Source organism: Marinobacter salarius (assembly GCF_032922745.1).
Classification (GTDB): Bacteria; Pseudomonadota; Gammaproteobacteria; order Pseudomonadales; family Oleiphilaceae; genus Marinobacter.
In genome coordinates, this window is the sequence record NZ_CP136693.1 from 315,003 (window position 1) to 331,292 (window position 16,290).

Below are 16,290 nucleotides of genomic sequence, written 5' to 3' on the forward strand. Positions count from 1 at the left end.
GTATGTCCTGTAATGGTCACTGGTTGTTGGTGGTGGAGGGCTCCTGCTCTCGCAGTACCCGACGAAGAATCTTGCCCACCGGCGACTTGGGAATTTCGTCGACGAAGACATAACGACGAGGTCGTTTGAACCGGGTCAGCTCACGCTCAATACAGTGACGGTCGAGTTCTTCCTCTTTGATCGGTGCCCGGGGTTTCACAAAAGCGGTGACGATCTTGCCCCAGCGTTCATCAGGCAGGCCTACCACCACAACTTCTTCTACCTGGGGGTGCAGGGAAAGAACGTCTTCGATCTCCACCGGGCTGACGTTCTCGCCGCCGGTGATAATCAGATCATCAACCCGCCCGGTCACAAAAAGGTCACCGTCGGCGTCGAAATAGCCAGTATCACTGGTGAAATACCAGCCCTGTTTTAGGGCCTTTTGGTCGGCATCCGGTCGTTGCCAGTAACCCTGAAAGGCTTCGTCACCGTTCATGTCGGCAATGATTTCGCCTTCCTCGCAAACGGGCATTTGCTCGTCGGGTGTGTCGGCTCCAATCCGGACGACGCGAATGCGCTGATTGAGGGAAGCACGCCCAGAGGAGCCGGGCTTTTGGCTGGCGTTCTGGTCGATGGTGAAGGTGTAGATCTCGGAACTGCCGTAGTGATTGACGAACAGACTGGGATTGAAAGCGGCCTCTACACGGGCGATCAGTCCAGCGCTCATGGGGGCGCCAGCATAGCCGAGCTTGTCAACACTCCCAACACGCCCCGGGTCGAAATCCGGATGTTCGATCAGCATGTGGTAGAGCGTTGGCACCAGGTAGAGATTACTGACCTGCTCACGCTCAATCGCATCGAGCGTTTCCTTGGGGTCAAACTTCGGTATGCATACGAATTTGCCATCAACCAACGCCATGGAGAGCAGCGAGCGCACTCCCATGGTGTGATAGAGCGGCATGACACCGAGCGTGCACTCATCGTGTCGATAAAGATTCTGCGCCACATGGGCCAGCGCCGCCGAACGCTCTGCCCGGTGCACCCGGGGCACGCCCTTGGGTTTGCCACTGGTGCCCGAGGTATAGAGCATCAGCGAAAGATCCTCTGCCGTGGCCCGCAGTATGGTGTCACCCCGGGTGCCCAGAAGACTGTTGAAGTCATGGGCGTCCGGGTCCTTGATCTGGCCAGAGGTAATGCGCACAAGAGACCGGGCAGACGAGCAGTTTTGCACCGCTTCGCTGGCGGATTCGTCGTAGGCGACAACACGTGCCTCGGTATCGGTGATCAAGAATTCAAGATCCTGGGCGGTCGAACGCCAATTTACCGGAGTCACAATGATACCGGCGAACTGGCATGCCCAGTGCAGCGTCGCCATCTGCCAGCGGTTCTGCATGATGACCAGCAGGCGGTCTCCTTTACTCAGACCAAACCCTTCGAGGCATCGGGCGACGCTCTGGATGTCCTGGAACCAGGTCTCATAGCTTTTGCGCAGGGTTCCGTCCGCAATCGCTGTCGCCTGGGGGCGGCGCTCCACAGACGCAAGAAAACTTCGACCAAGATCAAACATTATTGTTCTCCTGTTCTTTGTCGGTTGGTCCTGAAACCTCGTGATCACGCGTTTCGGCGACCTCAAGGATGGCGTTGACGATGCCCGTGTAGCCTGTGCAACGACACAGGTGCCCCGATAACATGTCGCGGACCTGCGTCTCGGTGGGTCTCGATACCCGGGTCAGGAACTCGGTACTGGATATCAGGATGCCCGCGGTACAGAAGCCGCATTGCAGGGCATGGTGTTTGCGAAACGCCTGCTGGAGATCATTCAGCGTCTCTTCGCGGGCGAGCGACTCGACCGTCTGCAAATCCCTGCCCTGAGCCTGTACCGCCAGCATCAGACAGGAACGGCTGGCCCGACCGTCGACCAGTACCGTGCAGGCACCGCATACACCGTGCTCACAGCCCACCCGCGTGCCGGTGGCGCCCAGTTCGTGGCGCAGGAAATCACTGAGCAGTGTGCGCGGCTCTGCATAACCGGCGCGTTCCCGGCCATTGAGAGTGACAGTGACACGGTGCCGTGTATCAGCCTTGAGGTGCATGGGTGTCATCCTTCTGAGCGGAACATTCATCTATCAGGCGAGAACCCAGCTCACGTACCAGATGGCGACGATAGACAGCCGAGGCGTGGGCGTCGTCCTGAGCATTGAGGGACCAGGCAAAGTGATTGAGCCATGACGCCCGGGCATCATTACCGGTCATGCTTCGACGAACCGGCCGGTCGGCAACACCGCCGACCGTCAGGTCAGTTCTGTCCTCGCAAATCCTGACAGCCAGGGCAACAATGGCGAAGTCACCATGGCGCATTGAGACCTCGCGGAAGCGGTAACGTTCGTTACCCTGGCCGAGTGGAAAACGCACTTCCGTAATCAGTTCGTCCGGGCGTTTTGCCGTGGTCAGAATCCCCTGAAAAAATTCGTGAGCGGGTAATTTTCGGGTTTTGCCCTTACGGGCTTCCAGAACGACCTCGCCTCCGAGAGCGGTCAGACACAAGGGCAGTTCGGCACTGGGGTCGGCATGAGCAATCGACCCGCACACAGTCCCGCGATTGCGCGTCTGGGCATGACCAATCCAGGGCATGGCCTGGGCGAGAAGCGGCACCTTATCGGCGAGGCCGGGATGCTCCAGCAGTTCTGCCTGGGTAATACCAGCACCGACTGCGAGATAATCCCCGCGATCCTCGATGTAATGCAGGTCCTGAATCCCGGCAATGTCGATCAAAAGCCCGGGCTGGGCAAACCGCATGTTCAGCACCGCCATCAGTGACTGGCCACCGGCGATAAGCCGTGCATCATCACCAAACTCGTGCAAGAGGTCACAGGCCTCCCGCCGGGTGCCGGGCCGGGTATAATCAAAAGTGGCCGGTTTCATGACGGGCCTCCTTTACCAGTAAGCAGTGCCCGGATTCTCTGCCACAGCCTCTGCAGGAATAGGAACCGGGATGTACCGCCGCCCATCCGACGGGAGAACCGCGAGAACACCTGGCCAATGATCATTTTTGACGCGCTCTGCAACATGCGACCGCCAACCGAAGCGATCCTGCCGCCGACGGTTGCCTCGTAGTCGTAGTCCAGCCGCGTACGATTGCCTTCGAGCGCGGTCAGGGTGACGGTGGCGAATGCTTCCGCCGAGCCCATGGCACTGCTGCCGGAGCCACGCAGTTGAAGGCTGTCCGGAGGGTTCAGGTCGTGAAGGCTGACCCGGGCATCAAAACGGGCACGTATCATACCCACGCCAACCGTGACATCGGCCCGGTATTCGTTTTCCCCGGTCATCTCCAGGTCGTGACATCCGGGGATGATGGCGGCCAGTGTTTGCGGATCAAGGAGAGCGTCGAAAACCTCATGGGGGGTGCCGGGCAGTTCGACCGAATCCCGGGCCCTGAGTATAGAGCCACTGCCAGGGGTGGCTTCGATGTCCGGCTCACCCACACCTTCCGGACGAGGTGGCTCCTCGATGCCCATAAGCGTGCGTACTTTCGATGGCGTCAGAGGAAGTTCGACGTCCCTGGTCCCGAGCGCATCGGCAACTGCATTGGCGATGCATACCGGGGTGCTCATGTTGTTCCCCTCGCCAACGCCTTTGGCTCCGAGAGGCGTAAAAGGTGACGGTGTCTCCATGTGGAGGATAACCGGCTCCGGGACCTCAACGCTGGTGGGGATCAGGTAATCGGCAAGCGTCCCCGACTGGAAGTTGCCATCAGCGCCATAGACAAACTCTTCCATCAAGGCAGCGCCCAGAGCCTGGGCAAACCCGCCGCGAATCTGGCCATCCACCAGTTGTGGGTTGAGCATGCGGCCAGCGTCATGAAGGGTCACATAACGATCTATGCGGACAGCACCGGTGATGGCATCAATCTCTACCCCGCAATAATCAAAAATGAAGCCATAACACAGGGAGCTGTTGATCAACTCATCGTCACCGGGAGCCGCCAGTTCCGGAGGAGTCCAGAACGCCGTTTCCCGAAGGCCACCCGGCTCGCTTTGGGGTGTTGTTCCCGGAGACCAGTGAGTGGCGCCTGCCAGGCGGTGGAAAGAAGACGACTGGTCCGTACCCTCCACATAAACCCGGCCCTCCGAGAACCGGATATCGTCGCTATCGATATTCCATTGCTCCGCGGCAAGGGCGGCTAGTCGAGCACGGACCTTTAGGGCCGCCTTGTAGACAGCCCCGGCTACGGCGCCGGAAAATCGGCTGGAGTAATTGCCGGATGCAATCGACCAGGCGTCTTTACCGGTGTCCAGTTCCACGTTGACGCTGATGGATTCCAGTGGAACACCCAGCGTTTCTGCCACGATCTGTGCAGCGACGGTTTGATGGCCCTGCCCCTGGGGAGTGGACGAAACATGCACGCTGACACTGCCAAGCGGATCGACACTAATCGTTGCCGTGCTGACGGCACCATTCTTGGGGCCTGCCCGTTTACGTTCCTCGGGAGTGAACGCCATGGTGATATAACCCATGTTCGAGATGGACGGCTCGACAGCGGCCGTGTAACCGATCCCGTAGTAACGCCCCTCACGCCTTGCCTCATCACGCCGCTGGATGAGTTCTTCCAGGCCCCCTTCCCTGACGCCTTTTTCCAGGCCTGCCGGGTAATCCCCGGAATCCAGTAGTGAACCGGCTGCCGAGCGATAAGGGAACGCGCCTTTGGGGACGAGGTTGGTACGAATGACGTCCAGTGGGTCCAGATCTAGCTCAACGGCAATACGCTGCATCAGCCGTTCCAGCGGAAAATACACCTGCGGCCCACCGAACCCGCGGTTGAGCCCGGTCGGCGTTTTGTTGGTCATCACAATTCGGTTGCGCACGGCAAGGTTGCGAATGGCATAAGCGCCGGTCAGATTGCCATGCATCCGGTAGGTGGTAGCCGGTTCCGGCGCTCGCAGGTAGGCGCCGCAATCATCTAGCTGGTCCAGACGCAGGGCCGTTACCCGGCCCTCTCGCGTTACCGCGGCTTCGAGCGTACTGACCCGGTTGGTTCCGGAAGAGGCGCCCTGAAGGTGTTCCAGACGGTCCTCAACCCACTTGACCGGCGCGCCGACTTTGCGCGCGGCCAGGCCCATCATGACGACATACGGGAAAACGCCCTGTTTGATGCCAAAGCTGCCGCCTGAGTCCGGCGGGGTGCGAAGTCGAAGACGATTCGCGGGTACTTGAAGAGCCCGGCACATGACCGAGTGAAGCGCATAAGGCCCCTGAAAGTTGGACGTTATATCAAAAGCAGCGTTGGCCGGATCGAATTGAGCAAGCACCACGTAGCACTCGATCGGCATGCAGGAACTGCGAGGGAAACGAACCTTGATCGAGACCTGTCGGTCGGCCTCGGCAAACGCAGTCTCGGGATCGCCATAACGGAATGTGCGGTCGCTGACGACATTTCCGCCAACCTTCTCGTGAAGGACGGCAGCGTTTGACTCAATGGCAAGCTCGGTGTCGACAGCCACCGGAAGCGTTTCATAGTCAACCGTCACTCCGTTTAGAGCATCTTCAGCCAGATATCGATTTTCAGCGATAACCACGGCAACTGGCTCACCAACATAACGCACCTTGTCCACAGCCAGACACCAGTGCTCCATGGGCTGACGCACGCCCACCGGGAATGGCAAAGCCCACTGGCGGACATCTTCACCGGTCAGTACACCATGAACCCCATCCATTTCCAGCGCCCGGGACGAATCCACGGCTTTGAGCCGGGCATGGGGATGAGGCGAGCGCACAATGGCGGCGTATAAGGTTCCCGGTGGGGTCGGCACTTCATCGCCATAGCGCCCCTGGCCACGCAAGAGGACCTCGTCTTCGATCCGCGCCTGGCGTGTACCGATATACTGCTTTTCATTTGTTGTTGTCATTGACGGAGCCAAACTCATACTTTCCTCCGCGGCCGAAAATAGGGGTAATGGGCCAACTTGCAGAAAGTCTATAGAGCGGTTCCGGCAGTGTCGTTACCCCGGGAAATTGCTTATTACGCCGCCGTACGGGTTTTTACCCGAGAGTCTGATTTGCACTGAATTCCCCGGATGTGGTGCGGACAATGAATCGAACACTGTGGGAGAATCAGGACATCCTCCTCAGTAAGGTTGTCCACAATAACCATGAGATCCCTCGAACATCTGATCACAGACTTCATCGCTCACCGGGAAGACGGCCAACGTGTGGCGCTGGTCACCCTGATTGCCAATACCGGTTCATCGCCGCGGCCTCTGGGAAGTCAGATGGTGGTCTCCGAGGACGGCCGCTCGGTGGGCTACCTGACCGGTGGGTGTGCCGAATCCGTCATTGTTTCCGAAGCCGTTGCCGCCCTCGAAGCCCAGGCCAACCGACAGATCCGTCTGGGGGTTGGCTCTCCCTACATGGATATTCAGTTGCCCTGTGGCGCAGGGATCGACATTTATATTGACGTGACGTTGTGCGACGAAACGGCACGGCAGATCAACTCGTATCTCAGGTCCCGGACTCCCGTTGCCCTGGATACCTGTCTCGAAACCGGTAGACACCAGACGGTGATAAACCATGACCAGCCTGTGAACAATGGCGTGTTCAGGCGCTGGTATCTGCCACGACGTCGCTTACTGATTATAGGAAAAGGGCCCAATACCGCAGCGCTCGCCAGCCTAGGCGCGGCAACGGATTATGAAGTGGACGTACTATCACCGGACCGCAAAACCCGTGAGGACTGTTATTCGGAGGGGATCGAAGCGAGCGCCCTGACGAGCCCGGAAGTGATTGACGCGGCCCAGGTGGATGCCTGGACGGCTGCCGTCCTGCTATTCCATGAGCATGACTGGGAACCGGCTATTCTAAAGGCATTACTGACCTCGGATTGTTTCTATATTGGCGCTTTGGGCAGTCGCAGCACCCACGAAGACCGCATCTGCCAGCTTGAAGGCCTGGGGCTCGGGAAAGAGGTAGACAGGATTCATGGCCCCGTGGGCCTGGATATCAAGGCGATGACGCCGACAGAAATTGCAATTTCCATTCTCGCTGAGATCACATTCGCCTACCGCTCGGAAAACTCTTTGCCATCACTGATGTCGCGCCGCTCATGCTCTTCACACGCTTCGTCACTCACCTGAAGAGCCAGTTCTGACGTAGGCCACCTTGTGTTATCCAGCGCAATAGCTGAAGTTACAAAACTATGCATTCGCATCGAATGCTGGAAGTTCAATGAACTTTCGCCAATTATCTATGCGAAAAGATCGTTTTTTAGGCATCTGTGCGGGCGGATTGGTCCGGGTTATCTCCCAATCACAATCACCTCCAATCCAGAAACGCATCCTTCACATGCCCCGCCAGCGCGTCGTTGACCGGGTTGCTGCCACTTCGCACCAGTGCAATCTGATACTCCGCCAGCGCCGGCAGCCCTTCCCGGTCGAGTTTTCGTAGCGGCGGGCGCACCAGGCTGACGGGGAACGGTGCAACCGCCAGGTCCGACAACATCGCCGCTTCCTGGCCGAAGCAATTATCGCAGGTGTAGGCAACCCGATAGGAAATATGGGCGTCATCCAGGGCCGTCAGCGCGGCCCGGCGCCATACGCAACCATGGCTGGCAAGCGCCACCGGCAGGGGTGACCGGTTGGCGGCGACACCCCCTTCGCGGCCGGCCCACACCAACGGTTCGGTGTGTACAACTTCACCGCGTCGCTCCTGCCCCTCATTGCCAATGGTGACCAGCACCATATCCAGCTCTCCCGCATCGAGCCGGTCCAGGTTCTGCTGACTGGAGCCAACCACCACATCCACCTGAACCGCCGGATACGAGCGCGCGAACTGCGCCAGTACGCCCGGCAGGATACGGCTCCCCACATCGTCTGAAGTGCCCAAACTGACCCGGCCTTCCAAAACGGGAGAGAGGAACTGCCGGATAGCCTCCTCGTTCAATCGCAGCAGTCGCCGGCCATACCCCAGTAGCACTTCTCCCTCGGGCGTCAGCCGGACGCGACGGGCTTCGCGCACAAAAAGGACATGACCGAGAATTTCCTCAAGCCGTTTGATCTGCATGCTCAGGGCCGAAGGGGTGCGAAAAACCTGCTTCGCGGCCCGGGTAAAGCTTCCGCTCTCGGCAATGGCCACGAAGGTTCTCAATACGTCGGTATCCAGTAGCGGGCCAACCTCGCGGTTAGGCGCAAGTTCGGTACTGTTCATAAGCCACCTTTCAATTTTTCTTAACTCAGATGTTAAATCTTTTCGTTTGTTTGATCAAAGGTGACGTTGCATGCTGATAACCATGCCCCCGCAAACACGCGAGGGCACCCATACTGATGACTGAACTGGAGATTGAAACGATGAGCCATTATCAGGATTTTCGCCGCCCCCAGCTTCGTCCAGACGCCCCCGCCAAGCCCCCGGAGCTGGAGCTTTACATGCCGGCCACCCCGCCACTGGCGTTCATGGCAACGGTTGAGTTCTGGGTCAGAATCTTCCGGCGCAGGCACCATTTTCGTCGCCTGTTCCTGCCTTTGCTGAAGGAAGATGACGAGATGCTGGCGGACATCGGCTTCGAGAGGACGGATATTCAGTGGGCGCTCAATCTCCCACTGAAGGTCGATGCCCTCAAGGCGCTGGAGGCATGTCGCAGAGCGCGGGTTTGTTCAAACGTAAAGTGACTCGATCACATCCGTATACTTCTCATAGATGTTGCTTCTGCGCACCTTCATGGTGGCTGTCACTTCATCGTCGTCATGGTCGAGCTCTTTGGTGAGCAGGTGGAAACGCTTGATCTGTGCCACTTGGGGTAACTGATCATTACCCCTGCTCACCTCGGCCTGGATCAGTTCATTCACCTGCGCCTGTTCTGTCAGGCTGCGGAAGGTGGTATAGGCAATCCGTTGCTGTTCGGCCCACTTGGCCACCGTGTCAAAATCGATCTGTATCAGGGCGGAAACGTATTTCCGGGCCTCACCGATCACAATGCATTCCTTGATATAGGGGCTGGCCTTGATGGTGTTCTCAATCTCCGTCGGCGACAGGTTCTTGCCGCCGGCGGTGATCATGATGTCTTTCAGCCGGTCGACAATCTTGAGCTGGCCATTCCGCCACTCGCCTACGTCGCCGGTATGCAGCCAGCCGTCTTTCAGGGTAGAAGCAGTCGCCGCGTCGCTCTTGTAGTAGCCCTTGAACATGCTGCCACCGCGCATAATGATCTCGTTCTGATCACCGAGTTTGACCTCAACGCCGGCGATCGCGACACCCACGGTTCCCAGCTTCACGTCATCCACCGGCTGTGCGGTTGCCACGCCGGTACTTTCCGTCTGGCCATAGACTTCCAGCAGCGGAACACCAATGGTCCGGAAGAATTCCAGAATCCCGGTGGAAATGGGGGCCGCTCCGGTCATCGCGATGGTACATCGGCGCAGGCCAATGAAATTCTGCAGGGCCCGGAACACCAGCCAGTAACTGAGGCTGTACAGGCCTTTTTCTTTCAGGCTCCACTGCGCCCGAGATTTGGTCGCCATAGGCGAACACGCGCGGATGGCCCAATCGAACAATGCCCGGCGGAAACGCCCTGTTTCCTGGACCTTGATATAGATGGCGGAGTGCAGCTTCTCCCAGATTCTGGGCACGCCCAGGAAAAAGGTTGGCGCAATTTCCCGCAAATCCTCCTGAACGGTCCGCAGGCTCTCGCCAAAGCTGACGGAGCTGCCTGCGTAAACCGGCGCAATGTTGGTTACCGCCTGCTCCGCCACATGGCACAGCGGCAGGTAGGAAAGGCTAGAACCGCGATCGTCCGCCTGCAGCAATTCAATAAGACCGGGAGCGGCAGCGTGAAGATTGCCCCAACTGATCATCGCGCCCTTCGGCCGTCCGGTGGAACCGGAGGTGTAGATCATCAGGGCGGTGTCATCCATCCGCTGGCCATCCAGCAATTCATCCACCAGTCCGGGATGGTCTTTTTCATACTCCCGGCCTCTGGCCTCAATGTCCTCGAACGCCGCCGGGGGCTCTGGATAGTAGCGAAGGCCTTTCATATCAATGGCAATGGTGTGCTTCAATTGGGGCAGTTGGGGCCAGGCTTCCAGCACCTTGTCGGTCTGCTCCTGATCCTCACACACCACAATGCTTGCATCGCTGTGTTCGAGAACGTAGGCCACTTCATTCCAGGGACTGGTCGGGTACACCCCAACACAGATGCCCCGCACCATGCCAATACCCATCTGGGCGATCACCCATTCCACCCGGTTTTCCGAGATGATGGCCACGTGGCCACCCTCCTCCAGCCCCATGGCGCGCAGCCCCAGACCAAAATGCCGGGCGCGGTTGTAGTAGTCCCGCCAGGAATAGGCTTGCCAGATGCCAAAGTCTTTCTGACGCAGGGCCAGGGCATCCGGCCGTTCTTGCGCATGGGCCCGCAGCATCTGGGTCAGGGTCAGATCAGGCAGGGAAGGTGTTGTCATGACAGCCACCGTTTACGGCGTTTATAGTGCTTGATATCGCGGTAACTACGGGCTTCACCTTCCTTGCCGCCCACACCCAGATAGAACTCCTGAACGTCCTCGTTCGCCGTAAGCTTATCCGCCGGGCCGTCGATCACGATCTTGCCGTTCTCCATGATGTAACCGTATGAGGCAATCGCCAGAGACACGGCCGCATTCTGCTCCACCAGAAGAATCGCGGTGCCCTGTTCACGGTTGATCCGCGCCACGATGGTAAAAATCTCTTCCACCAGCAGCGGTGCCAGGCCCAGGGACGGCTCATCAAGCATGATCAGGTCCGGCTGGGCAATCAGCGCCCGGCCCAGAGCCAGCATCTGCTGTTCGCCACCAGAGAGGTAACCCGCCAACTGCTTGCGACGTTCCCTGAGGCGCGGGAAATAGTCATAGACCAGTTCGTAGCTGTCGCTCAGGGAGGGCTTGCTGCCACTGAGGGCGTAGGTGGCGGCAACCAGGTTCTCCTCCACCGTGAGGTCTTCAAACACACGGCGGCCTTCCATGACATGGAAGAGTCCGTTACGCACCAGTTTTTCGGGAGGCGTACCTTTTACATCCCTGCCCCGGAAACGTACTTCCCCGGCGGTCACCTCCCCGTCTTCCAGGGTCAGCAGGCCGGAGACACTCTTCAGCGTGGTGGATTTGCCAGCACCGTTGGAACCGAGGAGCGCCACAATGGCGCCCTCCGGCACCCGCAGCGACAGGCCCCGAAGAACCTGCACCGACTTGTTGTAGACCACCTCGATATTATCGATTTCCAGTAAGGCTTCCATACAGCCCCTCAGTCGAGGTGAATCCAGTCCGATACCGGCTCATAACGACCTTCTTCAGCATTCACCCGCCAGATCCGGCCGACCGGGAAGGACATGTTCCGCACGGTGACCGGAATGCCGATGATGCCGCCAGTATCCCAGTCCTCAATAGAGGCAAGAGATTCTGCCATGTTGTCTCCGGTCAGTTCTTTCCCCGCATCGAGCGTGCGCTTGACCACTTCTGTCCAGACCATGGCATTGAACCATCCCTGCATGTAGCCGGTGGGACGGTAGCCCGCTTCCGGGTCACTCTTCTCCGCCTGGGCACGGAGGGCATCAAGCATGGGCCCGCTTTCCTCGCTGTCGTAATAGTTGTAGGGCATTACGCCCATGTAGCCATCGGCATCCGCTCCCATCTTGTCGATGATCAGTTTGTCCGAGGACCAGAAGGTGCCCATGAACTGGGTATCGAGGCCCATCTGGCGCATCTGCACCATGAACTCGTTGATCGGCGACAGTACGTAGCCATGGAACACAACATAGTCTGGTCTTACCCGGCGAAGCTTCAGAACCTCGGCGGACACATCCACACTGCCGGGCTTGGTCACGATCTCCTCGACAACCTCGATGCCCAGCTCGCCCGCGCGGGCTTTGCCGTTTTCGATGGGGTCCTTACCGAATTCGGTATCACTGTAAACAAAGGCCACGGTAGGCATATCACCGCCTTCACCCTGGGTGGCGATGTACTCCAGAATGATGCCGAACATCTGACTGTAGTTCGGGCCGGGAATGAACTGGTAAGGGTATTGCTCGTTATCCGTCAGCGCAGTGGCGAACGAGGCTCCGCTCATCAGAGTATTGCCCTGGCTATTGAGCTCAGAGGCAATGGCTTTCATGAAACCGGTGCTGTCGCCGTAATAGGTAGCCGGGGAACTGCTACCGGAAATTTTCTTGAAGGCCGCCACCGAACGATCCACCTCATAGGCGGTGTCTTCCATCACATACTCGACCGGGTGGCCATTGATGCCCCCCTGGCTGTTGATCCAGTTGGTGTAGTCGGTCAGACCGGCGTGGATGTGAATACCGGCAAACGCGAACACGCCGGAGAGCGGTATGGAGCCGCCAAACACGACGGGCTCCTTGTCCTGTGACATCACCGGCGCGGCGACTGTCAGCGCAGCAACCAGGCTACCAAGCCCGGCAAGCCGGCGACCTTTTTTGAGGATGTTTCTGAACATGTTCATTCTCCTTGCGGCTTCTTGTTGTTGGTGTTGCACGGGTTCCCGTGAGAGAACCATTAATTCCGGAACGGCCAGAGGCGGAAAAAGCGACGGATACGGTGCCAGATTTCCGCAAGCCCATGAGGTTCAAAAATCAGGAAGCCCACGATCAGGGCGCCAAAAATGATTTCCAGCATCGGCGACATGAACACGGGCGCGTTGGGGTAGAACGGAGTCAGGGCCGCCGTCAGCAGTTTCAGCGCTTCCGGCACCAGGGTCATGAAAGCAGCACCGAGGATGCCCCCCAACAGATTGCCCATGCCCCCCACGATCACCGCCGCCAGATAGAAAATGGACATGGAAAGCGGAAAGCTCTCCGGGGTAACCACACGGTAGAAATAGGCAAACAGGCCACCGGCCACGCCGGCGTAGAACGAGCTGAGCGCGAACGACATCAGTTTGTAGCGCAGAAGGTTAATGCCGAGAATCTCGGCGGAAATATCCCGGTCGCGAATGGCAATAAAGGCCCTGCCGATTCGTGTCCGGAACACATTCCGGGCCGCCAGCACCATCAGCACCGCCAGCGGCACGATGATGAAATACATCATGAAATCACTCTGGAACGTCAGCCCGAACAGGTGCGCTGGCTCCAGGCTCAGGCCACCCATGCCACCGGTGACGGATTCCCACTCGGCAAAAATGAAGTGCAGGAACACGCTCGCGGCCAGGGTAGCGATGGCCAGATACAGGCCTTTGACCCGCAGTGATGGCAGGCCCACCAGAATCCCGACGGCAGCAGCCATAAGCCCGGCCAGCAACAGCGTGACCGGAAACGGTAGGCCGGTGTTGATGGACAGCCAGGCCACCGTGTAGGCGCCAACGCCCATGAACCCCGCCTGCCCCAGGGAAATCAGCCCGGTAAAGCCGGTCAGGATGTTCAGGCCGGTGGTACTGATTACGGCAATGCCAACCAGGCAGCCCAGGTACAGCAGGTAAGAGTCGACGGCAAACGGGAACACCATGAGAATCAGCAGGAAAAGACCCAGCCACAGTTTTTGGGTCTGGCTGGTCCAGATTGCCTCATCGGCCTCGTAACTCTGTTTCGCGTCACCGATGCGCATCTTACACTCGCTCTATTTCGTGGGTGCCAAAAAGGCCATAGGGGCGGATAACCAGGATCACCGCCAACACCAGGAACGTTGCCGGCATACGGTACTCGCCCCCGAGGTAGGCACCGGCAACCGTTTCCAGCCAGCCAATGAACACGCCAGCCACCAGGGCACCGAGAATGCTGTCCAGGCCGCCAACGATCACCACCACCAGCACACTCAGACCAATGATCCCGAACTGCGGACTAAGTCCGCCGGTGGCGGCCACCAACACACCGGCCAACGATGCCGCAAGAGAGCCAAACACCCAGGCCATGTTGAATACCCGGCGCACGTTAATGCCCATGGAATAGGCCGCCGCCTGATCCGAGGCCGTTGCCCTCAGGGCCACGCCACCCCGGGAGAAGCGGAAATAAAGCAGATAAATAATGAGCAGGGCCGAACCGATCAGAAAGCCGTAGGCAATTTTTGGAGCGAGGTAGAGTGGGCCGATAAACACCGGCTCCCGTGGCAGAAAACGGGGCAACAACTGCGGGTCGGCGGTCCAGATGAACTCCACCAGGCCCACCAGGATACTGCCAATGCCGATGGTGACCATCACCACCGAGATGGGGGACTCGCCCAGCATGGGCCGGATCATGGTCTTCTCGATCACACCGCCCAGAATACTGCCACCGATCACCGCCAGCGGCAGGGCAATCCATGGTGATAACTCCATGCCGCCAGCAAAGGCCAGGAACAGATAGGCGGCAAACATCATGATCTCGCCAATGGCAAAATTGATCACCCGGGTGGCCTTGTAGATGATCACAAACCCCAGCGCGATAAGGGCGTAAAGCCCGCCCATGGCCAAACCGGCGAGGCTGATTTCACCAAAGAACAACCAATCCATCAGGCAACCTCCCCTTCTGGATTGAGCTTTCTTCGCAAACTGTCGATGTCACTGTTGCCCAGATAAGCCTTGATCACCTCGGGGTTGTTCTGAACATCCGCCGGCACGCCTTCGGTAATAACCTGGCCGAAATTCAGCACCGCGATATGGTCTGATATGTCCATCACCATGCCCATGTCGTGCTCTACCATCAGCACGGTAATGCCCCACTCTTCCCGGATATCCAGAATAAATCGGGCCATGTCCTCTTTCTCTTCCCGATTCATGCCGGCCACCGGTTCGTCCAGCATCAGCACCTTTGGTTGCATGGCTAGGGCCCGGGCAAGCTCAACCCGTTTTTGAAGCCCGTATGAGAGGCTGGCCACCGGCTGGCGTCGTATATGATCGATTTCCAGGAAGTCGATAATCCGCTCTTCCACTTCCCTGCGAACAGCCATTTCCTCCCGGCGGGCCGGCCCGAAATAAACCAGCGCACTGAGCAGTCCGCTCTTCATGTGCACATGGGCGCCAAGCTTGATGTTGTCGAGTACTGTCATACCCCGAAACAGGGCTATGTTCTGGAAGGTTCGGGCAAGGCCAAGTGCGGCTCGCCTCGGCGGCTTGATACTGCCTGGCAACTCTTGGCCATGGTAGCGAATGGTGCCCTGCTGCGGTTTGTAAAAGCCGGAGATGCAGTTAAAAAGCGAGGTCTTGCCCGCACCGTTCGGGCCGATAATGGTCGTGACGGTGTTTTCAGGCACCTGGAAACTGACATCCTGCAGCGCCTTGACGCCACCAAATGAGAGAGACAGGTTACTGATCTCAAGGATGCTCACATTACCTCCCGGCACCCCTGGCGCCGGGCAGACAGGCTCGCGAACACGCCCTGCTGGTACCCATCTTACGCCCGAAGATGATTGTCGTTGTTGTTTTTTCTTGTCATCGGGAGATCCCCGATCCAGATTAAAAGTAGTCCATTCAGGCAACATTGGGCAAACCCTTCTACCCTGTTACCTGTCAGACACCGAAGGGCGCTGAACAAATAATGAAACCATGGCCCACTACGATGAGAGAAAGATCAACCATGTCAGACTCATTGGTAACCACCGAATTCGACGCCGATACGGGCATCGCAACGATGACTTTCAACCGGCCAGCAGCCCTGAACGCAATCAGTGTGCCCATGGCAGAAGCCTTTCTCGCGGAGGCTCAGGCACTGAAAGACCGGTCAGGCCTTCGATGCATCGTTCTGACCGGCTCCGGGCGCGCTTTTATGGCGGGCGGGGATATCGCCAGTATGACCGGCTCTCCCGAAAAGGCGGGCAAAGCCGTCAGCGCCATCCTGGGTGCGGTCAACCCGGCCATCCTCCTGTTGCGCAGCATGGACGCCCCGGTGATCGCGGTGGTCAAGGGGGTTGCCGCTGGTGCCGGGCTGAGCCTGGCACTGATGGCGGACCTTGTCATTGCTCAGGAAGACACCAAGTTTTTGCTGGCCTACAACGGCATTGGCGCCATTCCTGACTGTGGTGGTAGCTGGTTCCTGGCCCACAAGATCGGCGCTGGGCGGGCAGCCGAGTTAATGCTGCTGGGCCGAACCCTGAGTGCGACCGAAGCCAGGAACTGGGGCATGATCACCGAGTCTGTTACGGAAGCCGACTTTGAAAAACGAGTAACTGAGATAACGAGAAACGTCGCGAATGGCCCCACCCGAGCCTTCGGTGCCTTTCGACGGCTTACGGACGGAGCCTGTGGCGATCAGTTGGCTGCCCAACTGGAAGCCGAAAAGGAAGCGTTCCTGGAACTGACCCGGACCGGGGATTTCGCAGAAGGCGTCGCCGCGTTCCTGGCCAAGCGCCCCCCTGAGTTCCACGGATTCTGACT

14 protein-coding genes are annotated in these 16,290 nt (G+C 58.6%); 3 read left to right on the top strand and 11 right to left on the bottom strand.

What is annotated here, in order from left to right; translation table 11 throughout:
* Positions 1-16: 16 nt before the first annotated feature.
* From R1T46_RS01490 to R1T46_RS01505, 4 genes are read right to left on the bottom strand one after another with little or no spacing between them, the layout of a single operon-like run.
* Positions 17-1,546 (bottom strand): AMP-binding protein, encoded by a 1,530-nt coding sequence (locus tag R1T46_RS01490; protein ID WP_126810703.1) that lies wholly within the window; start codon positions 1,544-1,546, stop codon positions 17-19.
* Positions 1,539-2,072: a (2Fe-2S)-binding protein gene (locus R1T46_RS01495; protein ID WP_126810704.1), complete on the bottom strand. Its 534-nt coding sequence runs from the start codon at positions 2,070-2,072 to the stop codon at positions 1,539-1,541. Before R1T46_RS01495 ends, R1T46_RS01490 begins: the two co-directional genes overlap by 8 nt.
* Positions 2,056-2,901 carry an FAD binding domain-containing protein gene (locus R1T46_RS01500; RefSeq protein WP_126810705.1) on the bottom strand — a complete coding sequence of 282 codons (846 nt, stop codon included), beginning with the start codon at positions 2,899-2,901 and terminating at the stop codon, positions 2,056-2,058. The genes R1T46_RS01495 and R1T46_RS01500 overlap by 17 nt, the downstream gene beginning before the upstream one ends.
* The gene (locus tag R1T46_RS01505) at positions 2,898-5,882 is read right to left on the bottom strand and encodes a xanthine dehydrogenase family protein molybdopterin-binding subunit (protein ID WP_206512137.1); all 2,985 of its coding nucleotides are present in this window, start codon (positions 5,880-5,882) and stop codon (positions 2,898-2,900) included. Before R1T46_RS01505 ends, R1T46_RS01500 begins: the two co-directional genes overlap by 4 nt.
* A 243-nt stretch (positions 5,883-6,125) precedes the next feature.
* Between R1T46_RS01505 and R1T46_RS01510 the strand changes: the two genes are divergently transcribed.
* A complete protein-coding gene (locus R1T46_RS01510) occupies positions 6,126-7,106 on the top strand; it encodes an XdhC family protein (RefSeq protein ID WP_126810707.1) in 981 nt (326 codons plus the stop codon).
* A 178-nt stretch (positions 7,107-7,284) separates the two neighbouring features.
* Here the strand turns inward: R1T46_RS01510 and R1T46_RS01515 are convergent, their stop codons facing one another.
* Entirely contained in the window at positions 7,285-8,175 is an 891-nt protein-coding gene (locus R1T46_RS01515) for a LysR family transcriptional regulator (RefSeq protein WP_075195350.1), read from the bottom strand.
* A gap of 116 nt (positions 8,176-8,291) precedes the next feature.
* Here R1T46_RS01515 and R1T46_RS01520 point away from each other — a divergent pair, with 116 nt between their 5' ends.
* Complete coding sequence (locus R1T46_RS01520) at positions 8,292-8,636, top strand: DUF1127 domain-containing protein (RefSeq protein WP_051946521.1); 345 nt, start codon at positions 8,292-8,294, stop codon at positions 8,634-8,636.
* Here the strand turns inward: R1T46_RS01520 and R1T46_RS01525 are convergent.
* The 6 genes from R1T46_RS01525 to R1T46_RS01550 are packed head-to-tail and all read right to left on the bottom strand — an operon-like array spanning position 8,622 to position 15,245.
* Entirely contained in the window at positions 8,622-10,424 is a 1,803-nt protein-coding gene (locus R1T46_RS01525) for an AMP-dependent synthetase/ligase (protein WP_036202736.1), read from the bottom strand. The genes R1T46_RS01520 and R1T46_RS01525 overlap by 15 nt on opposite strands.
* A complete protein-coding gene (locus tag R1T46_RS01530) occupies positions 10,421-11,230 on the bottom strand; it encodes an ABC transporter ATP-binding protein (protein ID WP_036202733.1) in 810 nt (269 codons plus the stop codon). The genes R1T46_RS01525 and R1T46_RS01530 overlap by 4 nt, the downstream gene beginning before the upstream one ends.
* 8 nt (positions 11,231-11,238) lie before the next feature.
* Positions 11,239-12,447, bottom strand: a complete 1,209-nt coding sequence (locus R1T46_RS01535) for an ABC transporter substrate-binding protein (protein WP_075195351.1) — start codon at positions 12,445-12,447, stop codon at positions 11,239-11,241.
* 59 nt (positions 12,448-12,506) lie between these two features.
* A complete protein-coding gene (locus R1T46_RS01540; RefSeq protein ID WP_036202730.1) occupies positions 12,507-13,550 on the bottom strand; it encodes a branched-chain amino acid ABC transporter permease in 1,044 nt (347 codons plus the stop codon).
* Position 13,551: 1 nt separating this feature from the next.
* A complete protein-coding gene (locus R1T46_RS01545) occupies positions 13,552-14,430 on the bottom strand; it encodes a branched-chain amino acid ABC transporter permease (RefSeq protein ID WP_036202727.1) in 879 nt (292 codons plus the stop codon).
* Positions 14,430-15,245 (bottom strand): ABC transporter ATP-binding protein, encoded by an 816-nt coding sequence (locus R1T46_RS01550; protein ID WP_091643347.1) that lies wholly within the window; start codon positions 15,243-15,245, stop codon positions 14,430-14,432. Before R1T46_RS01550 ends, R1T46_RS01545 begins: the two co-directional genes overlap by 1 nt.
* Before the next feature lie 248 nt (positions 15,246-15,493).
* On the opposite strand from R1T46_RS01550, the gene R1T46_RS01555 reads away from it, so the two are divergent.
* Complete coding sequence (locus R1T46_RS01555) at positions 15,494-16,288, top strand: enoyl-CoA hydratase/isomerase family protein (RefSeq protein WP_317307100.1); 795 nt, start codon at positions 15,494-15,496, stop codon at positions 16,286-16,288.
* Positions 16,289-16,290 lie beyond the last annotated feature (2 nt).